General features: G+C 70.1%; 22 protein-coding genes. 9 read left to right on the plus strand and 13 right to left on the minus strand.

The window, feature by feature from the left end:
- The first annotated feature begins 100 nt into the window (after nt 1-100).
- Nucleotides 101-619: a L,D-transpeptidase gene (locus ACQP1O_RS28250; protein ID WP_433561474.1), complete on the plus strand. Its 519-nt coding sequence runs from the start codon at nt 101-103 to the stop codon at nt 617-619.
- A gap of 90 nt (nt 620-709) precedes the next feature.
- Here the strand turns inward: ACQP1O_RS28250 and ACQP1O_RS28255 are convergent, their stop codons facing one another.
- A complete protein-coding gene (locus tag ACQP1O_RS28255; protein ID WP_433561475.1) occupies nt 710-1,108 on the minus strand; it encodes an SgcJ/EcaC family oxidoreductase in 399 nt (132 codons plus the stop codon).
- Between the two features lie 100 nt (nt 1,109-1,208).
- Here ACQP1O_RS28255 and ACQP1O_RS28260 point away from each other — a divergent pair, with 100 nt between their 5' ends.
- Entirely contained in the window at nt 1,209-2,198 is a 990-nt protein-coding gene (locus tag ACQP1O_RS28260) for a sigma-70 family RNA polymerase sigma factor (RefSeq protein ID WP_433567821.1), read from the plus strand.
- Nucleotides 2,199-2,201: 3 nt separating this feature from the next.
- Here the strand turns inward: ACQP1O_RS28260 and ACQP1O_RS28265 are convergent, their stop codons facing one another.
- The gene (locus ACQP1O_RS28265; RefSeq protein WP_433561476.1) at nt 2,202-5,219 is read right to left on the minus strand and encodes a helix-turn-helix transcriptional regulator; all 3,018 of its coding nucleotides are present in this window, start codon (nt 5,217-5,219) and stop codon (nt 2,202-2,204) included.
- A 129-nt stretch (nt 5,220-5,348) separates the two neighbouring features.
- Between ACQP1O_RS28265 and ACQP1O_RS28270 the strand changes: the two genes are divergently transcribed.
- Nucleotides 5,349-6,542 (plus strand): hypothetical protein, encoded by a 1,194-nt coding sequence (locus tag ACQP1O_RS28270; RefSeq protein ID WP_433561477.1) that lies wholly within the window; start codon nt 5,349-5,351, stop codon nt 6,540-6,542.
- Between the two features lie 39 nt (nt 6,543-6,581).
- Here ACQP1O_RS28270 and ACQP1O_RS28275 read toward each other — a convergent pair whose 3' ends face one another.
- Nucleotides 6,582-7,211: a TetR/AcrR family transcriptional regulator gene (locus ACQP1O_RS28275; RefSeq protein ID WP_433561478.1), complete on the minus strand. Its 630-nt coding sequence runs from the start codon at nt 7,209-7,211 to the stop codon at nt 6,582-6,584.
- A 159-nt stretch (nt 7,212-7,370) separates the two neighbouring features.
- Here ACQP1O_RS28275 and ACQP1O_RS28280 point away from each other — a divergent pair, with 159 nt between their 5' ends.
- Complete coding sequence (locus tag ACQP1O_RS28280; RefSeq protein WP_433561479.1) at nt 7,371-8,630, plus strand: PucR family transcriptional regulator; 1,260 nt, start codon at nt 7,371-7,373, stop codon at nt 8,628-8,630.
- On the opposite strand, the gene ACQP1O_RS28285 is transcribed toward ACQP1O_RS28280, so the two are convergent.
- From ACQP1O_RS28285 to ACQP1O_RS28315, 7 genes are all read right to left on the minus strand, one after another.
- A complete protein-coding gene (locus ACQP1O_RS28285; protein ID WP_433561480.1) occupies nt 8,561-9,886 on the minus strand; it encodes a lipase family protein in 1,326 nt (441 codons plus the stop codon). The two genes, ACQP1O_RS28280 and ACQP1O_RS28285, sit on opposite strands and share 70 nt — an antisense overlap.
- A gap of 91 nt (nt 9,887-9,977) precedes the next feature.
- Nucleotides 9,978-11,039 (minus strand): esterase/lipase family protein, encoded by a 1,062-nt coding sequence (locus tag ACQP1O_RS28290; protein ID WP_433561481.1) that lies wholly within the window; start codon nt 11,037-11,039, stop codon nt 9,978-9,980.
- Nucleotides 11,040-11,189: 150 nt separating this feature from the next.
- Entirely contained in the window at nt 11,190-11,846 is a 657-nt protein-coding gene (locus tag ACQP1O_RS28295) for a TetR/AcrR family transcriptional regulator (protein ID WP_433561482.1), read from the minus strand.
- Between the two features lie 33 nt (nt 11,847-11,879).
- Nucleotides 11,880-13,004 (minus strand): AAA family ATPase, encoded by a 1,125-nt coding sequence (locus tag ACQP1O_RS28300; RefSeq protein ID WP_433561483.1) that lies wholly within the window; start codon nt 13,002-13,004, stop codon nt 11,880-11,882.
- 34 nt (nt 13,005-13,038) lie between these two features.
- The gene (locus ACQP1O_RS28305; RefSeq protein WP_433561484.1) at nt 13,039-13,296 is read right to left on the minus strand and encodes an Ada metal-binding domain-containing protein; all 258 of its coding nucleotides are present in this window, start codon (nt 13,294-13,296) and stop codon (nt 13,039-13,041) included.
- 12 nt (nt 13,297-13,308) lie between these two features.
- Entirely contained in the window at nt 13,309-14,031 is a 723-nt protein-coding gene (locus ACQP1O_RS28310; protein ID WP_433561485.1) for a 2OG-Fe(II) oxygenase, read from the minus strand.
- Nucleotides 14,028-14,513 carry a methylated-DNA--[protein]-cysteine S-methyltransferase gene (locus ACQP1O_RS28315; RefSeq protein WP_433561486.1) on the minus strand — a complete coding sequence of 162 codons (486 nt, stop codon included), beginning with the start codon at nt 14,511-14,513 and terminating at the stop codon, nt 14,028-14,030. The genes ACQP1O_RS28310 and ACQP1O_RS28315 overlap by 4 nt, the downstream gene beginning before the upstream one ends.
- Before the next feature lie 180 nt (nt 14,514-14,693).
- On the opposite strand from ACQP1O_RS28315, the gene ACQP1O_RS28320 reads away from it, so the two are divergent.
- The 5 genes from ACQP1O_RS28320 to ACQP1O_RS28340 all read left to right on the plus strand — a co-directional run bounded on the left by ACQP1O_RS28320 (nt 14,694) and on the right by ACQP1O_RS28340 (nt 18,509).
- Complete coding sequence (locus ACQP1O_RS28320) at nt 14,694-15,725, plus strand: alpha/beta hydrolase (RefSeq protein ID WP_433561487.1); 1,032 nt, start codon at nt 14,694-14,696, stop codon at nt 15,723-15,725.
- 24 nt (nt 15,726-15,749) lie between these two features.
- Nucleotides 15,750-16,202, plus strand: a complete 453-nt coding sequence (locus tag ACQP1O_RS28325) for a MarR family winged helix-turn-helix transcriptional regulator (RefSeq protein ID WP_433561488.1) — start codon at nt 15,750-15,752, stop codon at nt 16,200-16,202.
- 33 nt (nt 16,203-16,235) lie between these two features.
- Nucleotides 16,236-16,814: a hydrolase gene (locus ACQP1O_RS28330; RefSeq protein ID WP_433561489.1), complete on the plus strand. Its 579-nt coding sequence runs from the start codon at nt 16,236-16,238 to the stop codon at nt 16,812-16,814.
- A gap of 178 nt (nt 16,815-16,992) precedes the next feature.
- Nucleotides 16,993-18,165, plus strand: coding sequence for a hypothetical protein (locus ACQP1O_RS28335; protein ID WP_433561490.1), 1,173 nt, complete (start codon nt 16,993-16,995; stop codon nt 18,163-18,165).
- Entirely contained in the window at nt 18,162-18,509 is a 348-nt protein-coding gene (locus tag ACQP1O_RS28340) for a hypothetical protein (protein WP_433561491.1), read from the plus strand. The genes ACQP1O_RS28335 and ACQP1O_RS28340 overlap by 4 nt, the downstream gene beginning before the upstream one ends.
- Nucleotides 18,510-18,535: 26 nt before the next feature.
- Here ACQP1O_RS28340 and ACQP1O_RS28345 read toward each other — a convergent pair whose 3' ends face one another.
- The 3 genes from ACQP1O_RS28345 to ACQP1O_RS28355 all read right to left on the minus strand — a co-directional run bounded on the left by ACQP1O_RS28345 (nt 18,536) and on the right by ACQP1O_RS28355 (nt 23,266).
- The gene (locus ACQP1O_RS28345; RefSeq protein WP_433561492.1) at nt 18,536-21,367 is read right to left on the minus strand and encodes a hypothetical protein; all 2,832 of its coding nucleotides are present in this window, start codon (nt 21,365-21,367) and stop codon (nt 18,536-18,538) included.
- Nucleotides 21,368-21,476: 109 nt separating this feature from the next.
- Entirely contained in the window at nt 21,477-21,845 is a 369-nt protein-coding gene (locus tag ACQP1O_RS28350; RefSeq protein WP_433561493.1) for a hypothetical protein, read from the minus strand.
- Nucleotides 21,845-23,266: an ammonium transporter gene (locus ACQP1O_RS28355; protein WP_433561494.1), complete on the minus strand. Its 1,422-nt coding sequence runs from the start codon at nt 23,264-23,266 to the stop codon at nt 21,845-21,847. Before ACQP1O_RS28355 ends, ACQP1O_RS28350 begins: the two co-directional genes overlap by 1 nt.
- Nucleotides 23,267-23,480 lie beyond the last annotated feature (214 nt).

The raw sequence follows: 23,480 nt of genomic DNA on the forward strand, positions 1-23,480 counted from the left end.
CCCAGTGGTCCCATGCTTGTGCCAACGAACAATGTCCCTTTGCCCTGAGAGCGGCATCGAACAGGGCGGCGGGCCAAGGTTAGGAGAGGGTCGAGACTCGATGATGAGCAGAAGTTCCCTCGGCTTGGCGGCGCGATCGGCGGTCATCGCCGGTGTGGCGGTCGCAGGACTCGCGGCGGCGCCCGCGCAGGCCGAACCATTGTGGCCCGGTGGCCCGGACGTACCCGGTGTTCCGGCGATCGTCCCCGGCATCGCACCCAGCGATGTCAACGCGCCGTGCCAGACGGCGGGTACTCGCGCCTGCCTCAAGCTCGGCAGCAACGAAGCGTGGCTGATGGACAACGGGAAGGTCGTCTTCGGCCCCACGCCCATCTCGCACGGTATGCCCGGATTCGAGACGCCGCCCGGCGTGTTCCATGTGTCGTTCAAGAAGCCGTTCCACTGGAGCACCATGCACAACGCTCCGATGGAATACGCGGTGTTCTTCAACGGGGACATCGCCTTCCACATCGGACCGGTGGACAAGAAGTCGCACGGCTGCATCCGCATGACGCCGGACGGGGCGCGTGAGTTCTTCAACTACCTGAACCCGGGTGACACCGTCGAGGTCGTGCCGTAACGGCCACGCGAATGCGTGTGTGAGCCCCCTCCGGCGTCTCTGACCGGAGGGGGCTCGCTCATGTCCGGGTCGCGCCGGACATGCGGGCGGCTACGCGGGGCAGTTGTGGTACGAGGTCACCAGCCAGCGGCCGTCGCGCTGGATCAGGGCCCAGGTGGCCACGATCCAGCCGTCGGCCGGCGGCTCGGTCTCCCCGGCCGGCACCACCGCGCTGCGGCTGACCACGATGGCGGTGCCGGGGGTCGGGAAGCGGACCGACTGCGGTTCGTCGACGGTGTGCGAATCCCGCAGCGGGCCCGCGAAACCGGCGGCCATGGAGGTGCGGACCGCCTCGCGGCCCACGCTCACCACGCCCCGCACGACGGTGGTGGCGTCGGGGTCGTAGTCGGCGACGAAGGCGTCGGCGTCATTGGCGGCCCAGGCGCGGTAGAGGTTGGTCAGGACGTCGAGGACGGCCTCGCGGTCGGTCTGTACGGCGGTGTCGGTCATGGTTTCCTCCTCGGATCGCGGCCGCGGTGAGCGGCTCACGAGTACCTACCGGCGGGCCGTGCCCGATTCATCGCTGCGGGTGTACAAAGTTCGGCAGGGCCTGGATTCGAGGAGCAGGGGCCCGGATTCGAGGAGCAAGAGCATGACGAACGTGGACTTCGAGGCGGACACCGGCCGCTACCGACGGGAATTGCTCGCGCATTGCTATCGCATGCTCGGGTCGGTGCAGGACGCCGAGGATCTGGTCCAGGAGACCTACCTGCGGGCCTGGCGGGCACGCGACAGCTACGACGAGAAGCGGTCCGGGATGCGGACCTGGCTGTACCGGATCGCGACCAATGCCTGCCTGACCGCGCTCGAACAGCGCGGGCGGCGGCCCATGCCCTCCGGACTCGGCCACGAACCCGGTGACGATCCGCGCGAGACACTGGTGCACGGCGGGGAAATCCCTTGGCTGCAACCGATTCCGGACGCGCTGCTCGGGGATCCGTCGGAAGCCGCGGTGGCCCAGGGCAGTCTGCGGCTGGCGCTGGTCGCGGCCATGCAGCAGCTGCCCGCCCGGCAGCGGGCGGTGCTGGTGCTGCGCGAGGTGCTCGACTGGCCGGCCGCCGAGGTGGCGCGAGCGCTGGACATGACCCCGGCAGCGGTGAACAGCGCGCTGCAGCGGGCTCGGAAGACGCTGAGCCAGAGCGGTATTCGCGAGGACGAGGTGTCGGAGAGCGCCGAGCAGCGGGCCGTCGTCGACAGCTACGTCGCCGCGTTCCGCAATGCCGATCTGGCGGCGCTGGAGAAGCTGCTGTCCGACGATGTGATCATGGAGATGCCGCCCATGCTCAACTGGTACGTCGGGCGCGCGGACTACATCGGGTTCATGGCGCGTGTCTTCGACATCAACGGCAGCGATTGGCGTCTGGTGCCGATCGGCGCCAATGGCCAACCGGCACTGGCGGCCTACGTCCGCGACGGCGACGGGTACGCCCTGCACACCCTGCAGGTCTTCACGATTCGGGACGGCCTGGTCACCAACCTGATCGCCTACCAGGTCGAGGAGATCTTCCGGCTCTTCGACCTGCCGGCCCGATTGCCCTGAGCCTCAGTCGTTGTCACCGGAGGACACCAGCAGGCCGTGGTCGTGCGCGAAGGCCGCGGCCTCGGTCCGACTGGCCACGCCGAGCTTGGTGAGAATCCTGGAGACGTGCACACCGGCGGTGTTGGCGCTGATGAACAGCTCGGCCGCCAGGCCGCGATTGCTCATGCCCTTGGCGACCAGCCGCAGCACATCCAGCTCGCGCGGAGTCAGGCCGTGCCGGCCGGACATGGTGCCGCCGTGTGGTTTCGGCGCTTCCACCGTTCGCCCGGCGGTGAGGCGGGCCCGGTCGGCCAGCCGTGCGGCCGCCTCCTGCAGCGGCAGCGCACCCAGCCGGGCCGCGATCTCGGCGGCCTCGCGGACGGCCAGCTCCGCGACCGCTCGATTCCCTTCGGCCGCATGCGATTCCGCCGCGTCCAGGAGAGCGGCGGCGATCTCGTGCGGCCGCTCGACGGCGCGCCAGGCGGCGACCGCCTCCGACCAGCGCGCCGCCGAACCGGCCAGCCGCGCGGTGAACACGGCGCGATAGGCGGCATCGACCGGCGACACCGCCGGCAGCGTGTCACCCAGGGCGAGCAGTTCTGCGGGCGCTCCGGCGGTTCGGGCGGCCAACGCCACCAGCGGCCACGCGTCGTGCGGATGCGCGAACAGGGTTGCGGCACCGTCCCCTTCGGCGAGCACGCCGGACAGCACCGCCGCCGCCCCGGTCTCGTCGCCCGCCGCCGAGTCCACGGTGCAGGCCAACGCGACGAGTTCGAGCCGATATTGCGCGGCCCACCGGCTGTCACCCAGCAGCCGCCCGGCCGAGGCCGCCGCTTCCCGCGCCGCGCCGATGTTCCCTTCCGCCAGGGTGATTCGCGCTAGACACAGGGTCAGCGCCGCCCGGCTGAGCGGCGGCAACTGGTCGAACTGCGTCTCGTCGACCACGGCGCGGGCCTCGTCCCAGCGGCCGAGCGCGGCGAGCGCCTGCGCCCATTTGACGAACAGGATCGGCGCGGACTCGGAGAACCGGAACGACTCGTGTGCGGCCCGCAGTCCTTGCCGGACGGCGGCGATGGCGGCTTCGTACCGCCCGGCCGCGACCAGCACCGCCGATTCCCAGGTGGCGACATCCACCACGATCCGCGCGTCCCCGGCCGCGGCGGCCGCCCGATGGGCTTCGGCGAAATGCTCCAGTGCCCAGTCGGTCTCGTCCGCGGCCGCCGATTCCGGCCCCGATGAACCATCCCCCGCCACCTCCGCCGCGGCGGCTCCTGCCAGCCCGAGATGGGCGTGCGCCCGCGCCATGAGGGCGTCCGCCTCCAGTCGCTGGGCAATAACCAGCGCGGCACGGGCGTCCGACGCCGACCCGGCGGCGTCCCCTCGGAAGATCCGCGCGGACGCCGATTGCACCAGCGCCTCCGCCCGCTCCGCACCGGCACCCGCCACCGGCAGCAGCTGCAGTGCCCGCACCAGATCCGTTCCCGGTCCGGCCCCGGTGGTCCCCTTCAGGTAGGCCCGCCGGCGATACATCCGCGCCACCCGCTCGACCTCGCACCGGTCGGCGTCCGCCTCGGCGGCGCGCTCGCCGTCGTCCCGGCCGGCAGAGCGGCGGCCCGGCCTCGACTCGGTACTTCCGGTGGCGGACTCGGCCGGGGCGATATCGCCGGTGGGGTCGAGCAGGGCCAGCGCGGCGTCGGCGGCGGCGATGCCGCGCTCGGTCGCGCCGCAGGCCACGGCGACATCGACGATCTGTTCCAGAACAGCCAGTTTCGTGGTGGGCAGGATCCGTTCGGCATCGGGTACCCGATCCCAGAGGACGAGGATCTGTTCGAGGAGCCGGAGGCGTTCCGGGTGGGTGGCCGGAACTGCGGTGGCGGCCGACCAGTAGGCGCGCAGGGCCTGCTCCAGATCCCCGGCCGCGCGGGCGTGGCGGGCCAGGTCGGCGCGGGACTCGGCGTCGAGGGCCTCGCCGCGGGCGCGCAGGGCCGCGGCCGCACGGGCGTGCAGGCGGGTGCGCTCACCGGGCAGCAGCCGGTCGTAGATGGCCTGGCGGATGAGGCCGTGCCGGAATCCGTAGCCGGTCTCCGTGGTGTGCAGCAGGTGGCGGTCGACCAATTCCCTTAGGGCACGGTGTAGTTCGTCCGGAGGTAAATCGACGGTGGCGGCCAGCAGTTCGTGGTGGATCGGGGAGCCGAGGACGGCGGCCGGGGGAACCACGGCGAGAGCGTCTGCGGAGAGGCCGGATTGGAAGCCGAGCAGCAGGTCGGTCAGGTCGGCGGGCAGCTGGTCGGGGCACTGGCCGAGCGCCTCGACGAACAGCGGGTTGCCGCCGCTGCGTTCGAAAACCCTGGAGATGAGCCCGGGTTCGGGCTCGCAGGCGAGCAGCGCGGCGAGCTGGCGGCCCACCTCGTGGCGGGTCAGCGGGTGCAGTTCCAGCACCCGCACGCCCGGATTGCGGCGCAGTTCGGCGACCAGGCCGCGCAGCGGTCCGGCCTCGCCGGGACGGTAGGTGCCGACCAGCAGGGCGTCCGCATCGGCGAGATTGGCGGCCAGGAAGGTGAGCAGTTCACGGCTGGCGTCATCGGCCCAGTGCAGATCCTCGAGGATGAGCACCACCGGCCGGGTCATGGCCAGTTGCTCCAGCAGCGTGAGGATTTCGCCGAACAGCCGGACGCGGTCGGCCTCCGGGGCGGCGCCGCCGGTGTGAACGGCCAACTGCGGCAACCAGTTCGCCAGCGCCGGATGCGGCGGCAGCAGCGTGGCCACCGCCTCGCCACCGAGCTGCCGCACCAGCCCGCGCAGCACCGACAGAAACGGCGCGTAGGCCACGCCCCCGGTCCCCAGCTCCGGGCAGCGACCGAGTAGCACCATCGCCCGGGAGTCCAACCGCTCGGTGAACTCCCCCACCAGCCGGGATTTCCCGATCCCGGCTTCCCCCGCGATCAACACCGTCTGTGTACCGCGATCACCCACCGCCTCGACCAGCGCGGACACCTCTGCCGCCCGCCCTACGAGGACACTGCTGCCGGGAAAACTCACCACTCCCCGATCATGCCGTGACTGTCACAATTCGCCCACTCGACAGGCCATTTCGCACCCCGTTCACAGCTTCGCGCGGCATATAGTGCACGTGCGCTAACGCGTGAGCTATCGGTATGTGGATGGGCAGGAATGACAGTCGAGAACCCGGCAGTGGAGTCGGTGCACGGAATGTGGGCCGCGGCGGATCCGGGCGAGCGCCGGCGTTGGTGGCCGGTGATCCTGTTCCTGGTCGTGGTCATGGTCGCGGGTTTCGCGATCGCGGGATGGTTGCTCATCGGGCAATCACACCGGTCGCCGGCCGCGGCCACCCGCGCGGATCTGAACAGCGCCCGGCTGGCCCTGATCAATGCGCCCGGAGCGCGCTACACCGGCCGTCTGACCGGGCAGGACGGCAAGAAGGCGACCGTGGACCTGCGGGTCACGAATGTCGGTGACGCGTCCGGGACTGTCGAATTCGCTCCTGGAAAAGCCTTGTCGTACCAGCGAATCGGCGACAAGACCTTCGTGCGGGGCACCACCGAGGCCTGGATCGGCTACGGTTTCTCCGCCGACGACGCCGCCCGTTCCGACGGCCGGCAGCTGCTCGAACCCTCGGCGATCGGCGGCCTCGACGTCCCGGCGGCCCTGACTCCCTCGACCCTGGGGCGGCATCTGGACCCCAATGAGGAAGCGCACCGGCCGGTCACGGCGGGCGTGCCCATCATCATCGACGGCCACCGGTCCACCCCGATCATCAGCGGCGCCGTCACCACCTATGTGAGCTCCGGCCAGGTCGATCGGATTACCGAGCCGGCCTTCGACATCCGGGTGGCGCCCATGAGCGCCGACGAGGTGGCCGGGTTCTACCGCGACCTTCGGACCGCGGCCGCCGCGACCGAGGACGCCACCGACTCGGAAACCAGGATCACCGCCGCGGGCAGCTGGAGCGACCCGTGCGGACCGGACTGCACCGCGATCGAAACCCTGACCAGCGCACGGCAACCCTTCGACGCGGCGGCGATCCCCACGCCACACCCGGACGACATCGTCGTGTGGTACCAGATGGTCCTCACTGTCGACGGGATCGTCATGCCCACACCGCTGTGCACCGGCGTCCAGCCGATGCCGGGAAACGGAACGGCGACGGTGTCCTGCCCGTTCACCATCGACGCGGCCGGCGGAACCGTCGACGCTGTCCTGAGGAACCACCCGCTGATGGGCCGGGCCCGCGCCGACGCCCTCGTGAGCACGGTCGACAGCAATGCCGGACGCAGCCGTGACAAGACCGCATGCCCGGTGGTGCAGGTCGAGGGCACGGCGTTCTGGACCGAGCCCGGCTGCTGATCGTGCTCGAGGCCCGAACCCGAAGGGCCTCAACGCTGATCAGGGTTCGGTCAGGAAGCCCTCGACGGTCCGGCGCACCTTCGACACCGCGCTGTCGTCCCCCAGGCGCAGTGCGGTGTTCGCCGCTGCGAGCACCGCGTCGATCTGGAAAGCCGCCAGATCGGGGTCCAGAGCGGCGATTTCGCCGTGGTCGCGGGCGTAGGACAGCTCGCCGGCCAGCAGGTCGAGCCAGTCCTGCTGATTGGCCACCAGCGCGTCGCGCACCGGCCCCGGGCGGCTGTCGAATTCCGCCAGGTTCGCCGACTGGAAGCAGCCGCCCTCGAAGCAGGGACCGGCGGCGTAGTCGATCCACAGCTCGATCAGGGCCCGGAGGCGTTCGGCGCCACGGGGTTTCGCCAGGGCGGGCCGGGTGACGGTATCGATGAAGACCGTGCGGAAGTAGTCGATGGTGGCGAGTTGCAGGGCTTCCTTGGTGCGGAACAGCGTTTGGATGCCCGCCTTGCTGAGGCCGGTGTCGGTGGCCAGGCGACCGAAGCTCAAGCCCTCCAAGCTGTCCAGCGAGGCGATGTCCACGGCCCGGCCGAGCACCACCTTGCGGGTGCGCGAGCCGCGCAGCAGTCGCTTGTCGGTGATCTCGGTGGCATCCGCTGCCGGAACCGGGCTTTCCATACGGCCGATCGTACTCCTGACCCGTATCGGAAACGGTCGTCGCAATGGGCGGTACGCGGCGGAAGCGGTCAATCGATATTGCCGCGCCAGGTGACCCACGCTACAGTTACGGGCCAGTAGGAACGCTAGCGTTCCCAGACAGCTGTGGAGGATTCGCGCATGATCAAGGCAACGCAACCCCTCACGGCCGCACCGATTTCCGGACCGCTGCGCGATGCGCGCGGCCTGTCCGCCGCCCTGGTCGCGCACTTCGCCGAACACGTGGCCCGCTGCGGCACCCTGCCCGGGGACGCGCTGCGCGGGGAGGTCACCGCCGTCACCCGCACCTGCCTGGAACTCGCGGCCGGGGTGCTGGAGGGCCGTGACGTGAGCGCCAAGATCGAACGGCTGCAGCGCGCGGGCGCGGACTGGGCGCGCGAGGGCATTCCCATCGGGACCATCCACCGCGCCGTGCACGACGGCTTCGCCGTGGGTTTCGATCTCATCGTGGACGCCACCGGACCCGAGGACTACGCCCGGCTCGCGGTCACCGCGCGCCGGCTGTTCGAGGTGCTGGCCATCGTGGATTCGGCGTTCGCGGTGTCCTACGTGCGCGAGCACCGGGCGGTGGTGGCCGAGCATCACACCGCGGTGCACACGGTGGCGTCGGCCCTGCTGGCCGGGCATCCCGCCTCGACCATGGCCCGCGCCGGCGGCATCGAGATCGACGAGTCGTATTACGTGCTGGCACTGAGCATTCCGCCGCACCCGGGCGAGGACGATCCCCGGGTGGACGGCGAGGTGGTGGCCCGGCGCAAGCTGCGGCGGGTCCAGTCCGAGCTGGCCCGCGGCGGTCGGGGCCGGGCGCTGTCGCTGCTGAGCGCCGACGGCGGCACGGTGCTGCTGCCCGCGGCCGAGGTGACGCCCGCCGAGCTCGACGACCTGGTCGACGGATTGTCCACGGCCGCACAGGTTCCGGTGACCGCCACCGTCATCCACACCGAGACGCACCGCATTCCGGAGGCCGCCGAGCAGGCGCACGAGCTGCTGGACATGGTGCACCGCCTGGAGTGCGCGCCCGGCCTGCACCGCTTCGACGACCTGGCCATGGAGTACCAGCTGACCCGGCCGGGTCCGGCCCGCGAATACCTCGGCACCCTGCTCGATCCGCTGGACGCCTACCCGGAACTGCTGGAAACCCTGCGCCGCCATATCGGCAACGATCTGAGCCGACGGCATACGGCGCGCGTGCTGGGCGTGCACACCAATACCGTCGACAATCGGCTCAAACGGATCGGGCAGCTCACCGGATTCGATCCGGCCCAGCCGTCCGGGCTGTGGTACCTGCGGTCCGCGCTGGTGGCGCGCAGCTATCGGAAGTCCGAGCGGGTGCGGATCGGGCGGCCGGACACCATGGTCGCCAGCAGCGCGGCGAAGTGACGGTGCTCGGACAGGGCGCGCCGCGAGGCGGCCACCGACCAGACGGTGCGCACCTCCGACGGCGGCAGCGGGCGGTCGGCCAGGCGGTCGGCCAGCCAGTCCACCATCACCGGAATCGCGATGAACTGCAAGGGAAGATGCGTGCTGAGCCGGTCGCGCAGATAGCGGACATGCGCGCCGCGGGCGTGATAGCGCCGCACGTGCGCATCGACATCGGCGACCGCGATCACCTCGTCATTGACGCCCTGGACCACGAACAGCGGCATGGCGGGAGCCTGCGCGCCCGGCTGGATGTCGTCGAGCACCGCCCGCATCTCCGGCCGGGTCAGCAGCGCGCCGAGGCCACCTTTGATGTGCCGGTCGGCATTTCGGCCCGCATAGCGGGCCAGCAGTGGGAACGTCGCGATCGATTCGGCGCGGTCGAGCAGTTCGAGGTACTCCGCCGACACCAGGCCCTGCACGCAGCCGTCCAGTTCCGGGTAGGCGCGGCGTAGCCCCGAGGTGAACACCATCGCGAATCCCGCGAAGGGAGAACCGTTCAGGCGCACGAAGGCCGAGGCGGGATCGCCCACGGGTGAGCCCGCGACCGCGCCCACGATGTCGAGTTCGGGGGCGTAGCTCGCGGCGAGTTCGGCCGCCCACACCGTGGCCAGACCGCCTCCGGAGTAGCCCCACAGGCCGATTCGGGTGCGCGGATGCAGGCCCAGCGGTTCGAAGCGCAGGGCGGCCCGCAGGCCGTCGAGGGCGCGATGGCCGGGCTCGCGAGCCGCGCCGAAGTGACCGTTGATGCCCTCGTGATCGGGCACCGAGACCGCCCAGCCGCGGGCCAGTGCGGCGGCGATGAGCGGGAACTCCACCTGCGGGATGGCGCCCAGCGCGCGGGCGCGGTGCTGTAAAGCGTAGGAGGGGAAGCATTTCGGCGCCACGGCGTCGATGGCGCACTGGAACGACACCAGCGGACGGTCGGTGGACGGTTCCGCGTCCCAGGGCAGCAGGACGGTGGTGACCGTCGCCTCCGGACGGCCGTTGAGATCGGTACTGCGGTACAGCAATTGCCAGGCTCGGACGCGCTGCGGAATGCGCCCGAACAGGCCGAGCCGCACCGGCCGCGACCGCAGGATCGTGCCCGGCGCAACCGATCCCGGGTCGATCGGCGATCGGTAGAACGGATCTTCGCCGGGTAGCAGGGGATGTCCGCGCGGCGGATCGGACTCCATTGCGAAACTGCCGGATTCGACGGCATCGCCGATCGTCATCGTGGTCCTTTCGGAGAGAAGCCAGGGGCCGGGGCTGGTCCCCGGCCTCCTTCGTGCTGGTGATTCGGGAGCGCGAGCCCCCGGACGTCGCTCAGATGTGCCCGCTGCCGCCGATCATCCAGGGGTTGAACGTGCAGACCAGGTCGGGGTGGGCGGCCGGGTCCAGAGCGTGCAGCGCGATGGAGGCCGCCCGGGGCGAGTACATGATGGTGAGGTGATCGGAGACGTCCTCGGGGCAATCCTGTTGCAGCGTGATGTTTTCCACGGGGGCATCGGGGCCCGGGGCGAGGAAGGTCCACTCGTAGGGGTTGGAGATCTCGTCGTGGGTGGTGCCGACGGCGGTGTACGCCACGCCGGGCACGGTGTCGCCGTCGGCATTCAGCTTGGCATAGAACGGCGAGCCGAGGACCTGCTCGGTATTGGCCTGGCCGATCAGCGGCTCGTAGAAGCCGAGGATGTCCAGGCCGAGATTGGTGATGATGCGCCCGAGGGTGGCGATGCCGAGCAGCGAGGTGCCGTGGGTGGTCGCGCCGAAGCTGATGACCTTGCCCACTTTCCCGCGGCCGCCCTCGAATTTCATGTACTGACTGGTGACCGGCCCGCCCTGGGAGTGGGCGATCACGTCGACCGCGGGCGCACCGGTGGCGGCCAGCACCCGATCGACGAACTGACCGAGCTGCCGGGCGGAGTCCTCCATCGGCCCGACACCGTAGCGGCCCGGCAGGATCGGCCCGACACCGCCGCCGCTCAGCGGCGTCTCACGGCCGAAATTGAAGGCGTAGACGCAGAATCCGGCGCGGGCGATCTGCGGGGACAGGAACGAGAAGCTGTCGTAGGTATTGAGCCAGGTGCCGTGCACCAGCACCACGGGGTTGGGGTGCTCCGGGGTCGGTTTGCAGTCCCAGTCATTGGATCCGGGCGGCGCGGCATCCGGGTGGATCAGGCCGTAGCCGAAAGCGGCCAGGTAGGACGACATCTCCGGGCCCACGCCGACGGTGTCGGAGGCGGTGCTGACCGTCGCCGAGCCGGAACTGCTGCCGGAGTCGGCGATGGAATCCGGCTCGGAGCTCGCCACGCCGGTCGAGAACGCGACCGCGAAGGCGGTGGCACTGGCGAATGCGGCGCTGCCGAGGGTACGGATGGTCGGCCTCATGAAATCTCCTACTGCGTCCGGCGGATCCGACCGAACGCGTCGAATCCGATTGCGACCGTAGGAGCGTGCTGTGGCCCGTGTCACGGGCGCTGTGCCAGGTGACAGCGCGGCCCGGCATGGATGCCGGGCGATTGTGGCGACCAACAGCCGTCAGGGTGCGGGTTGGCTCACGATGGCCATGGCCGTGCGGGTGAACAACGGCGCCAGTTCGGGCAGCGCCTGGGCGCCCTTGGTGTGCAGGCAGGCGCGCACCCGGTCGTCGATGCCGCCGAGCAGCATGTCGACCAGCTGCCGATCGGGTTCGGCGGTCAGATCGCCGTCGCGCACGCCGACCCGGGCCACCGCCATGATGTAGTCCGCGAATCGCTCGTGCACGCGCAGCCGGTGTTCCACCAATCCCGGTCCGGCCGCGAGGGTTTCGACATAGAGCGCACGGGCCGCGCCGGGCTGCACCGACAACACGCCGAGATAGATCTCGAAGGAAATCCGCACCCGGTCGGCGAAATTCACGCCTTCGAGGCCGGTGACGGTCTCCTGCAACTGTTCCAGGGCCGCGCCGACCGCGAGATCGTATGCGGCGGCGAAACATTCGTCCTTCCCACCGAATACCGCGTAGAAGGTGCGGCGCGCCACCTGCGCCCGGGTCACGATATCGGCGACCGTGGTGGCCGCGAAGCCGAGCTCCCCCACCGCCTCCAGCACGGCGGTGCACAGGCGCTGGTACTGCGAGGCCTCCACCTGTTCGCGGGTCAGCCCGTGCCGGCCACGCGGCAGCGGTCCCGGTTCACCGATGGTTTCCACACTCACGTCCCCAGAATAGGTTTCCACGTCACCGAGCGGCTAACGGTCCGGCCAATACCAAGGCGGTTCATCCGCTGTTTCCTGTCCCGCCACCGTCGTCACGCCTTCCTGCTTGAGCAATTCGATCATGGTCGCGTCGTCCGCGTACTCGTCGATGACGCCGATCAATTCGTCCGAATGGCTCACCACCACGAGCTGGGTGTCCTCGGCGGCGCGGGCGATGAGCCGGCCCAGCGGGGCGAGCAGGTCCGGGTGCAGGCTGGTCTCGGGCTCGTTGAGCACCAGCAGCTGCGGCGGGCGCGGCGACAGCAGGGCGGCGGCCAGCAGCAGGTAGCGCAGGGTGCCGTCGGACAGTTCCGGCGCGGCCAGGGGGCGGAAGAGCTTGGGCTGGTGCAACAGCAGTTCGAAGCGGCCGTCACGGTTCACTATCTCGACGCGACTGCCCGCAAAGGCGTGGTCCACGGCCGCGGCCAGCGCCCCGGCGTCACCGATTTCGATGATGGTGCGCAGGGCCGCGGCCACATCCGCGCCGTCGTGGGCCAGGGCCAGGGTGCGGGTGCCGATCTGCGGTGCGCGGGCGGGGGACGCGGCGTCGGTGCGCAGGTGGTCGTAGAAGCGCCACGAGCGAATGCGTTCGCGCAGCGCGAGCAGGTCCGGCGCGCGTTGCGGATCGGCCAGCTCGGACAGCATGGAGTCGTACGGTTTCATCGGGTGCGGGACCATGCCCCAGCCGCCGGCCTCGTCGCGCAGGCGAACCACGGGTCCGCCGCGATCGGCGAGCACCGTCGAAGGGCGCAGCACGGGCCCGGCCCAGGCGGCCTCGGATTTGATCTCGGGGTCGGCATCGAACATCGATTGGCCCGGAATCGGCAGGCCCAGTTCGGCGGCGTACCCGAAGTCCTCGCCCGCGAAGCCGACCCGGAGCGCGAGCGGGGTGTTCGGTCCGGAGCGGCCGGGTCCGGCGAAGACGGTCGATTCGAGCCCGCCCTCGCGGGCCAGGCCGGCGACCGCGCCGTTGCGCGCGAAGTCGGCCAGCAGGCGCAGGACGCGGTAGAGGCTGGACTTGCCGCTGCCGTTGGCGCCGGTGACCACGTTCAGGCGGCCGAGCGGCACCCGCAGTTTGCGCAGGGACCGGTAGTTCTCCACGGCCAACGTGGTCAGCATGGGGTCCAGCGTATTAGCTACCAACCGGTCTCCATCAGTCGGTGAGTCCGGCCCGCCACTCCCGATAGGCCGACCGAGAGCACACCGCGCAGGGGCGATAGCCGGCCGCGACCGCGGTGGCCTCGTCCGCGAAGAAGACCCGGTGGGCGGTGTAGCCGCCGCGGGCGAGGGCGCGCAGCGCGGCCGGACAGTCCAGGCGGCCGTAGATCTTCAGGCGGCGATGACCACCCAGGCCGCCGGGGGTCCGGCTCGCATACGGGCGGCCGTCGGCGCCGAGCAGGGTGTACGCCATCACCCTCCCCTCTCAGGCGTCGTGGAAGACCAGGCCCAGGGTGTGGCGCTGACCGGACCGCACCAGGCTCACCCCGTGCCGCATGGGCGCGGCCGACCAGCCGCGTGTGCCGCGCACCGGGCGATCGCGGGTGGTGAAGATCAGGCCGTGCCCCTGCGGCAGCGCCATGGCCGCGCCGCGGGATTGCGCGCGCGGACGCTGCTCGACCATGAGGAATTCACCACCGGTGTAGTCCACGCCCGGTGCGTCCAGGCCGATCACGACCTGGAGCGGAAACACCATGTCGCCGAACAGGTCCCGGTGCAGGGCATTCCAGTCGCCGGGACCGTAGCGCAGCAGGATCTGCGAGCCCTTCACCTGACCGGCCCGGTGGCACTGGGCGATCCACTCGTCCAAGCGTTCCGGCCAGGTGCCGGGCCGGCCCAGCCGGGCGGCCCAATCCCGGGCAATGGGAAGCAGTTTCGGATACAGAGCCGACCGCAGCTCGGCCACGATCTCGGGGAGGTCATGGGTGAAGTAGCGGTATTCGCCCGAGCCGAAGCGGTGGCGGGCCATGTCGACCGTCGAGCGGAAGTGTTCCTTCTCGTCGTAAAGCCCTGCGAGGGCGCGGCATTCGGCGGCGGTGAGCAGCGGACCGGTGAGCGCGTGGCCGTGGTCGTCGAGCTCGCCGGCCAGGGCCGCCCATTCCTGCTGGGCGACCCGGCCGGCCCACACCGAGCCGAGGGCGGCGGTCATGCGGCCCGCTCGAGGTCCAGCAGTTGCTGCTTGCGCTCCACTCCGCCGGCATAGCCGGTGAGCGAGCCGTCGGACCCGATCACGCGGTGACAGGGCCGCACGATCAGCAGCGGATTCGCACCGATGGCCGAACCCACCGCGCGTACGGCCGCCCTGGGTGCGCCGATGCGCGCCGCGATCTCCCCGTAGGTGGTGGTCGTCCCATACGGGATCTCATCCAGGGCACGCCATACGCGCCGCTGGAAATCGGTTCCGGCGCTGCCGAATCGGAGATCGAACTCACTCCGCTCCCCGGCGAAGTACGCGGTCAGCTGCCCCACCACCTCGGCGAGCGCTTCGGGGTCCGCAGTCCACTCCCCCTCCACCAGAATGCTCCTGCTCCCGGCCATCGACACCGCGGTCAGTGCCACCGAGTCGCCCCGCAGCTCCCCTACCAGCAGCAACTCCCCGACCGGGCTGGCCATCGTGGTGTACACGCGCATCGCTTCCTCCTTCGTCGTCTTCTCTCTTCCTCACCTACTCTGGCCCAGTCGATCCCCGATGACCGGCGGGAATCAGCCATCGCGTTGGCGGCATTCGGACAGACGTCGGCCTGGCCCGTGGCCCGGAAAGGGAACGTTTCTTCAATACCTCCGCGCGGGGTGCCGCCGATGCTGAGGGGCATGTTCAGACACGACAGGAATGACGCGAACCGGGCGGGCGAGGGCGAGCGGCCGCCCGTGGGTATTCGGCTGCTGCACGCCCTGCGCAAGGACCCGGACTGGGAGACGCTCACGGCGGCGGAGTTGGCCGCCCACAGTGAGGCGGCCAATCGCCTCGCCGCATCGCGAGTAGTGCGGGTGATCACCGGATTTCCGGTGCGCGGCACCACTATCGACTGGGAGGAGGTGGCGCTCGGCGATCGCGTGATCCCGGTCCGGGTGTACCGGCCGTCGGGCGAGGGCGGCGGCACGCTGCCACTGGTGGTTCACGTCCACGGCGGCGGGTTCGCGGGGACGGCGGCGCAATGCGATTGGGGGAACAGTCATCTCGCGGCGCGGCTGCCCGCGGTCGTCGTGTCGGTCGAGCATCGTCTGCTCGCGCCGGGGATTCCGCTGTCGGCGGCCGCCGACGACGGTTGGGATGTGCTGCGGCACATCGTGAATCACGCCGACGAATGGGGAGTCGACCCCACACGGGTGGCTGTCGCCGGGGAGAGCACCGGCGCATTGATCACCGCGCTGTCCGCAATCCGTGCCAAGGCGTCCGGCCTGACACTGCGGGCACAGGTATTGGTCAACCCCGCGTGCGATCTGGCCGGGTCGTTCGATGACTATGCGTCCATCTCCCGGTACGCCGACAGTCCGACGCTCAACCTGCCGAAGCTGAACCTGTTCCGGCAGTTGGCCGTACCGCCCGGCTCCGATCCGCGCGCGGTATCGCCGATGCGTGCCGACGACCTTCGCGGGCTGCCCCCGGCACTGGTGGTGGTGCCGACCCTGGACCCGCTGGCCGACCAGGGCCGCCGCTACACAGAGCGGCTGCGCGAGTCCGGTACGCCCGCACAGCTTTCCGAATACCCCGGTGCGACACACGCGTTCATCACGATGCCCGGTCTGGTGCCGCAGGCCAGAGCGGCGCGCGCGGAGATCACCACCTTCCTCCGCGACCGCTTGGCCGGATCACAAATTCGACAGGCAAACTTGCAAGTTTGACTTTGTTTGTGACATTCTGGGCCGGTGAGCGCCAACGGAAAGGACAGGTCGACCGCCGAGGTGGCCGCCGCCGCGAGCGAGCTGCGGGTGGCGGCGAGCCGGCTGTTGCGGCAGTTGCGGACGGCCCGGGCCGGGATCGAGATGACGCCCTCCCAGGCCGTGGCGCTGAGCCGGCTCGGACACGAGGGGCCGATGTCGGTCGCCGATCTGGCGCGGGCCGAGCGGGTGCGGCCGCAGTCCATGCGCACCACGCTCGCCGTGCTGGAGGAACGCGGGCTGGTGGTGCGCGCGCCGCATCCGACCGATCAGCGGCAGGTGCTGCTGTCACTGTCCGAGGCGGGACAGCGGTTGCTGCGGCTGGCGCATGACGCCAAGGAAGACTGGCTGGCCACCGCGATCACGACCAAACTCTCGCCGGGCGAACAGGATTCGCTCATCGCGGCGATCCCGCTGCTCGCCCGGCTCACCGAGGACTGACCGGAATCACCACTCCCGGAGAAGGATTGCACCTTGACCGACACCCTGCTCGATCCCAACACCGCTCTGGTTCTCATCGACCTGCAGCGCGGTATCGTCGCCGCCCCCACCCAGCCGTACCCCGCGGACGAGGTGGTGCGCCGGGGGACAGAGCTGGCCAAGGCCTTCCGCGACAAGGGCCTGCCGGTCGTCCTGGTGCGCGTCACCTTCGCCCCGGACGGCAGCGACATGCCGCCCGGCCGCACCATGCAGCCCGCCGGCGCGTTCACCCCGCCGCCCGGCTGGGATGAACTCCTCGACGAACTCGACATCCAGCCCACCGACATCCGGATCACCAAGCGCCAGTGGGGCGCCTTCCACGGCACCGACCTCGACCTGCACCTGCGCCGCCGCGGCGTCACCGCCATCGTCCTGGGCGGCATCGCCACCAGCATCGGCGTCGAATCCACCGCCCGCGCCGCCCACGAACACGGCTACCACGTCATCGTCGCCACCGATGCCTCCGCCGACCGCGACCCCGCCGCCCACACCCACTCCGTCGAGAAGATCTTCCCCCGTCTCGGCGTCACCGCCACCACCGAAGAAGTCCTGGACGCCGTCACAAAACTCTGACCTGATCACGAACACGCAGCAACCGAGATCAGGGAGTTCTCACCGCGAAATCTGTCCGATTTCCCTCGCTGAGAGCTTCCTGATCTTGTTGCCGACCGCGCACTGCGATCCGGGCTGCCGGTGGTCCGCGACGAAAACGGTTGTCGCAGTGGGTCGGGCGGGGATGTACGTTCGGCTCATGGGGAGTCCGATCGAGGTGCTTCGAGCACACAGGTTTCGGCGTTGGGTTGCGATTTCGGCCGGTCTGCTGGCTGCGTTGTCGGTGGCGGCGTTGGTGCCGGGCTGGTGGTGTGGGCGGGATGCCGATGCGTGGTTCGATGGGGATTCGGGGCGGGTCCGCGGGCTCGCGGAGGAGTTGGTGGCGTTCGAGGATGCCGATGATCATCTGCGGGAGGACGGCGGGGGCGGGGAGATCACCGGAATGTGGGGGCTGCTCGCGCATCAGATGACCGCGCTGGGATTGGCTCAGGTGTGTCTGGCGCACCCGGAATGGCGGGAACGGTTCGCGCCCATCGCGACTCGTGCGGCAGCGAAGAGTCTGCGGCCGGAGATGCGCGATGTGTTCACCGGGGCCTGGAACGGCGAGGATGGGCCGGCGGTTCCGGACAGTCCGCACGGGCACGCGTATCTCTCGTATCCCGCTCTGGCGCTCGGGATGGCGCGGCTGGTCGACCCGGCGTTCCCGCCCGACCTCGCGGCCCAGGATGACGCGCTGGTCGCCTCCTACGAGCGCCGCCTGCTCGCCTCGCCGACCGCATTGCTGGAGACCTTTCCGGGCGAGGCCTATCCCACCGATGTGGCTGCGGTCGCCGCGGCCATCGCGGTGCACGGCCGGGCGACCGGCGTCGACCACACCGCGGTGCTCGCCCATTGGGCGCAACAGGTCCGCGCGGTCCAGATCGATCGAGGCACCGGGCTGCTGGTGCAGCGCATGGGAGTCGACGCGCACGCGCACGATGCCCCACGCGCCTCGGGAACCGGATTGGGCGCCTACTTCGCCGGTTTCGCGAACCGCGCACTGGCCGGGGAGTTGGCGACCGGACTGTTCCACCAGGAGCGAAACATCCTGGGCTTCAGCGCCATCCACGAGTACGGCGGGCCTTCCGATGGCACCGGAGACATCGACAGCGGTCCGGTCATACTCGGAATATCGGTCTCGGCCACCGGCTTCGCGCTCGCCCCGGCCCGCGCCTTCGGCCACCGCGGCCTCTTCACCCGCCTGTTCCGCACCACCAACCTCGCCGGCCTCCCGCTGCGCAGCGGCAACCGCCTACGCTTCGCCAACGGCGGCGTGATCGGCAATGCCCTCCTGCTCGCCTTCCTCACCTCCGGCCCGGAGCTCGCCGCATGAGAATTCCCGCCACCCGATGGCTGCGCGCGGGATGGCGTCTCATCCGGCTCCCGCTGATCCCGATCGTCCTGTACCTCACCCTGCGCCCCGTCCTGGCGGCACTGTCGGAGCGACACGGATTCGGTTCTCCGGACGGCATGGGCGTGGGCTATCCGGCAGTCGCCGCCACCCTGATGGCCCTGCGCATCGTGCTGCTGGTGATCGTGCCCGCCTACCTGTCGTACCGCGGTGTGGCATATGTGGTTTCGCGCCTCCTGCGCCGAGGCGATTCGCAGAACCAGTCCGAAGCTGCCGGCCTGTCACCGGATCCGATCGTGGCGAACAACAGCAACCAGCAACCGTGACCACGGTCCGAATAGTCAGGGCGACGCTATTCCCGGTGTGCTCGCGACCAGAGGGCCGGCCAGCCGCCGGCGCCGAGCCAGGCGGTGGGGATGAGGAGGCCGTGGTCGGCTATGTGAGACCAGAAGGTTTCGTGACCGGGACCGGGGTCGGGGGTGCCGAGTTCGACGGCGGCGGGCCAGGCGGTGAGCCAGGGGCCGTCGGGGTCGGAGAGGGAGGTGGCGGGGTAGCCGGGGACTGTGGTGGCTCGGGGGGCGCTGATCGCGGTCACCGGGGTGAAGTGGGTGAGGGTGCAGGTGGTCGCCAGGATCAGGGGGCAGAGCAGGTCGGGTGTGGGGTGGCGGGTAATGGCGTGGGTCAGGGCAGGGTCGCCACGGTGGGCGAGGCGGCCGAGGGCGGCGCGGACGCGCTGGGCGATCAGGTCCATGCTGCGGGCGGTGGCGATGTCCGGTTCTTTCAGCAAGGCGCGCAGTCGTTTCGACGGCACGGGCGCGTCGGCCGTGACGGTGGGCAGGCGGGGATAGCGGGTCAGGAGGGCGGCGTCCAAGGATTCGATCGCGGCGGCGAGGGGGCGGCTACCGGCGGCGGTCCACAGGGCGGGCAGGGCAGCGGGGTCGGCGTCGAGGAAGGTCGCGCACAGGGCGGTGAGCCGGTCGGTGCCCGAACGGCGCAGGGCGGTCAGCGTGTGGGGGTCGCCGTCGGTGTCTCCGGCCAGGGCGGCGAGCACGCGCAGCGCGGCTTCCGACTCGACCATCGCCTTGCGGACCGCTTCGTGCAGTGCGGGACCGACCTCGCGGACCGGATCGGGTGCCGAGCGCCGGGCCCGAGCGGGCGGCTCGGCAGTCACCAGCTCCACCGGATCGGGTTCCGGCTCCTCGACGCGGAGTGTCGCGGCCCAGTCCCGGACCGCCTGCCGCACTGCGGGATCGGCTTCCTGGTTGAACCGTCCGGCGATCTCGCTGACCGCCCACCCGCGGCCGGTGCGGCGCAGTTCGGCATTGACCTGAAGGTGGTCGTGCTCGTCGCGCAGGCCGAGCAGGATGCTGCGCCCGCGCACGGCCTGACTCTGATACCACTGTCCCGCAATGCAATTGCCCATATGGTCCGACCACTCCGCGAGCCGGGTGGCGGTGCGGGCGATCTGAATCCGCAGCGACGTCCCGGGCAATCCGGCACCGTCGTGGGCGAGGACCGGTTCGGCGACCTCGAATTCGCTGGTCAGCGCGGCGGCCACGACACCGCTGCCCACCAGTCCGGCGCACAGGCGCGGCCAGTCCCGGCACCGGACAGGGACGGTCGCCCCGAGGTCCACCAGCTGGGCCGCCCCGGCGACCGCGAGCGGTAGGGAGTCCGATCGCGGCGTCAGCGGATCCGGTTGCGGTGCCGCCGGATTCGTCTCGAATTCGGGCACCCGGTAGTAGTGCGTCGGCACGGCGGCCTCATGGCCGCGCGCCCGCGCCATGGCGTCGGCGAGGTCGGCCAGCCACAGCAGGTCGGAGGCATGCTCGGCCGCGGTGGGATCCCCGGCCAGCCGGACCGCGAGGCCGGGCTGACCGTGGACGCGCACCATCGGGTCGAAGCGCCAGTCCCGGGGCGGCCGCTGCGCGGTGTAACCGGCGACCGCGCGCCAGGCCCGCAGCGAGCTCGAATCCCAGTGTTCCGCCGGGAACGACCGTGCGGGGATATCGATGCCGAGCAACATCCGGCACCGCTCGTCGACCACGATCGCGTGGGCCAGCGCGGTCCGCATCCGGGCGCGCACGAACCGTTCGTAGGCGGCGTTGCGCGGCTGCTGCTGCCGCAGCCACGCGTCGATCTCACGAACATGGACACCGGGCCGCACTGGCAGGGCGTTCAACTCGCCGGTCGGAGCCTTGGCCGCCTTGATCTCTCGCGAACCGAGCATCCCGGAGACCACGGCGATCTCCTCGCGCACCCGGTCGATGCCCGCGACCACCCCGAGTTCGTGCACCGCGACCGCGGCCCGCAGCAGCACGGTGGCCGCGAGCGCGTCCTGGATCACCCGTTCGACGCACTGTTTCCAGAGATTGCGCCAGGTCGGACGAAATCGAATGGCCGGCGGCAGCGTGAGCGGCCCCGGGGTCGAGCCCCGGACGAGTTCGATCAGCTGCTGCTCATCGAACCGGTCGGCGCGTTCGCGCAGCGACCCCAGCCCGCTCAGATCGTGGCTCGCCAGCAGCCGTTCACGCTCGAGCACGGCCCGCTGCCGCGCGCACACCTGTTCCCACAGATCCAGCACCAGCTCCAACCGCCGTGGGCGCGAACAGGGTTCGAGGACCCGGCCCAGATTCGCCGCCAGCACCGACGCCGCGCCGTCGGGCACCGGATCGATGCCGTCGGGCGCGCGCAGCTCCAGCACCCGCACCAGTTGCTCGGGTCCGAGCAGCTCCGCCGCTGCGGACGCCAATACCACTGCGGCCCAGTGCCCCTCGCCGATGGCCTGCTCGGCGGCCGCACCCACGGGCTTGGTGGCCGTCACCCCGAACAGCGCGACCAGGGTCGCCGTCCGCTCCCCCAGCCGCCACCCGCCCCCGACCTTCAGCACCCGCAGGGCCGCCAGCACCGCGTCCCGCCGGTCGCCGCCGGCGCCCGCCAGCCGCGCGGACACGAAGCCGTCGCCGAGATCGATTCCGGCCCCGGCGATTACGGTGCCGCCGAGCTCGATGAGCCCGGCCAGGTCGGCGCAGGCGATGGCCACGCGCGCGGGATCGCTGTCCCGTGCGCCCAGGACGACCGCCGCGCCCTCGGGCCCGTCGTGGTCGATCGCCTCCCCCGTTTCGACCAGCCAGGCGCGCCGATCACGTTCCGCGACCACGCCGAAGGCCAACAGCACTGCCAAACCCGAACTCCCACCGATGAATCGCCGCGCCGCCTCGAATCAGCGCGGCACGCTCCCGCCCCGACCATACGATCGGGGCGGGAGCGCGGCAAACGAGTTTCCCGTCTGTTCACAACCGGCGGGCGTCGATCATCCAGATCTGGATATTGGAGGCCTCGTGGTTGGAGCCGATTCGGCCGATCATGCGCACCAGATCGGTGACATCCTCGATCCGGGCGAGCAATTCGACTCGCAGGCCGGCGGAGACATCGGTTTCGAAACGTTGTCCGCGATAGCTTTCGACGCGGTTGTCACGGTCGTCCACGCGATAGACCTGGGTGACCACCATGCGCCGCACACCGAAGGCGGCGAGGGCCTGTTTGATCTGATCGAACAGGCCGGGCGGCACCACCAGCGTGAGGAGTTTCGCGTCCGCACCGCCGCCCGGGTCCATAGTGTGGTAACCGATCATGCCGCCGAGGTGCAGCGGCGCCGACATCAGGATTCCTTGGCCGGAATCTCCGCTCCGTCCTGCCGCACCGCCGCTTCCGTTCGCACCGCTTTCCGGATGGACGGTTGCGCGTGGACGAGCGTGTCGTCCGGATACGCCTCTTCCTCGTGTGCGCCGACGTCGCCGGTCTCGAGCACTTCGTCGGGCATGCGCAAGCTCATGAACAGGCTCAGCACCTTGAGAATGACGAAGGTGACCAACGCATCCCACACGATCACCGTCGCGGCCGCACCCGCCTGCCAGAGCAGCAGTTTCGGATTGTGCCCGTAGAGCCAGCCGCCGTAGGTGGCGTCGGCCGCGCCGCCGGTGCCCAGGTACACCCGGATGTTCGGGTCGGCCAGCACACCGACCAGCATGCCGCCCGCCAGCCCGGCCACGCCGTGGGTGTGCACCACGCCGAGGGTGTCGTCGACCTTGCGGAACAGCCGGGTGCGCCCGAGCTTGTTCCAGGACAGCCACACCAGGGTCGAGGCGATCAGACCGATCACCATGGCCCCGAAGCTGTTCACGAAACCGGCCGCGGGGGTGATGGCGACCAGCCCGGCGATCATGCCGTTGACCGCGCCCAGGAAGTTGGGCCGCCGCGAGGGACCGGCCAGCATGTCCCAGATCACCCAGGTCAGCACCGCGACCGCGGTGGCGAGATTGGTATTGATCACCGCGAGAGAGGCATCCGCACCCGAGAAGTACGGGTCACCGCCGTTGAAGCCGTTCCAGCCCAGCCACAGGATGCCCGCCCCGGCCGCGGCCATGGGCAGGTTGTTGGGCACCGCCCGTTCCCGGTCGCGGGTCAGTCGCGGACCGATGACCGCCGCGGCCACGAAGCCCGTGGTGCCCGCGGCCAGGTGGATGACATATCCACCCGAGTAGTCGAGCGCACCCATTTGCGACCACCAGCCGCCGCCCCAGATCAGGAAGGCATTGACCGAATACGCCAGCGTCGACCAGAGCGGGACGAAGATCAGCCACACCTTGAAATTGATGCGCCCGATCACGCTGCCCAGGAACAGCAGCGGCGTGATGCCGGCGAACACGAACTGGAAGTAGGCCAGCGTGGTCTGGGAGAATCGGAACTTGGGCATGAGTCCGTCGAGCAACGGAATCACGGCCTGCTCTTGATTATTGGAGCTCAGAATTGTGTGCGGCTTGCCGATTGCGGCCCGCAGTATTCCTGGGCCCAGTTTGACGGGCTCGCCGAACCCCATCTTGAAGCCCCACAGCACCCACACCACCAGGACCAGCGAGAATCCGGTGAATGCCATGAGCATGGTATTGACGGCCCATTTGCGTTGCACCAGACCGCCGTACAAGATCGCGATACCGGGAATGCTCATCAGGCCGACTAGAGTCGCGGCCACCAACTGCCAGGCATTGTCGCCGGGATTCAGCCAGTCGGGATACGGTGACATGGTTCAGCGCTACCTCACCGCGGAGCGGGCAGGCACCAGACTCGCTCCAGCACTAAATTACGTTGTGACATAAGGTGTCTAAGGTCACATCGGGTGAACCAAGTGTTGTGCCGGAACATTTCCCGACGATTACATGCGGTTAAATCTGGATTTCATGGTCCGGTCATGAATGCACGCGCATTCGAAATGACGGACCTGCTCAGCGAATTCCGAC

Source organism: Nocardia sp. CA-151230 (assembly GCF_050942175.1).
In the GTDB taxonomy this organism is placed as follows: domain Bacteria; phylum Actinomycetota; class Actinomycetes; order Mycobacteriales; family Mycobacteriaceae; genus Nocardia.

Excerpts from the sequence above, each read along its gene's own strand:
- ACQP1O_RS28280 (WP_433561479.1), top strand. The coding sequence starts at position 7,371 with ATGATCAAGGCAACGCAACCCCTCACGGCCGCACCGATTTCCGGACCG.
- ACQP1O_RS28305 (WP_433561484.1), bottom strand. The coding sequence starts at position 13,296 with ATGGCGTACACCCTGCTCGGCGCCGACGGCCGCCCGTATGCGAGCCGG.
- ACQP1O_RS28255 (WP_433561475.1), bottom strand. The coding sequence starts at position 1,108 with ATGACCGACACCGCCGTACAGACCGACCGCGAGGCCGTCCTCGACGTC.
- ACQP1O_RS28340 (WP_433561491.1), top strand. The coding sequence starts at position 18,162 with ATGAGAATTCCCGCCACCCGATGGCTGCGCGCGGGATGGCGTCTCATC.
- ACQP1O_RS28335 (WP_433561490.1), top strand. The coding sequence starts at position 16,993 with ATGGGGAGTCCGATCGAGGTGCTTCGAGCACACAGGTTTCGGCGTTGG.
- ACQP1O_RS28310 (WP_433561485.1), bottom strand. The coding sequence starts at position 14,031 with ATGACCGCCGCCCTCGGCTCGGTGTGGGCCGGCCGGGTCGCCCAGCAG.
- ACQP1O_RS28350 (WP_433561493.1), bottom strand. The coding sequence starts at position 21,845 with ATGTCGGCGCCGCTGCACCTCGGCGGCATGATCGGTTACCACACTATG.
- ACQP1O_RS28270 (WP_433561477.1), top strand. The coding sequence starts at position 5,349 with ATGACAGTCGAGAACCCGGCAGTGGAGTCGGTGCACGGAATGTGGGCC.
- ACQP1O_RS28290 (WP_433561481.1), bottom strand. The coding sequence starts at position 11,039 with ATGAGGCCGACCATCCGTACCCTCGGCAGCGCCGCATTCGCCAGTGCC.
- ACQP1O_RS28320 (WP_433561487.1), top strand. The coding sequence starts at position 14,694 with ATGTTCAGACACGACAGGAATGACGCGAACCGGGCGGGCGAGGGCGAG.
- ACQP1O_RS28355 (WP_433561494.1), bottom strand. The coding sequence starts at position 23,266 with ATGTCACCGTATCCCGACTGGCTGAATCCCGGCGACAATGCCTGGCAG.
- ACQP1O_RS28250 (WP_433561474.1), top strand. The coding sequence starts at position 101 with ATGATGAGCAGAAGTTCCCTCGGCTTGGCGGCGCGATCGGCGGTCATC.
- ACQP1O_RS28285 (WP_433561480.1), bottom strand. The coding sequence starts at position 9,886 with ATGACGATCGGCGATGCCGTCGAATCCGGCAGTTTCGCAATGGAGTCC.
- ACQP1O_RS28315 (WP_433561486.1), bottom strand. The coding sequence starts at position 14,513 with ATGCGCGTGTACACCACGATGGCCAGCCCGGTCGGGGAGTTGCTGCTG.
- ACQP1O_RS28300 (WP_433561483.1), bottom strand. The coding sequence starts at position 13,004 with ATGCTGACCACGTTGGCCGTGGAGAACTACCGGTCCCTGCGCAAACTG.
- ACQP1O_RS28275 (WP_433561478.1), bottom strand. The coding sequence starts at position 7,211 with ATGGAAAGCCCGGTTCCGGCAGCGGATGCCACCGAGATCACCGACAAG.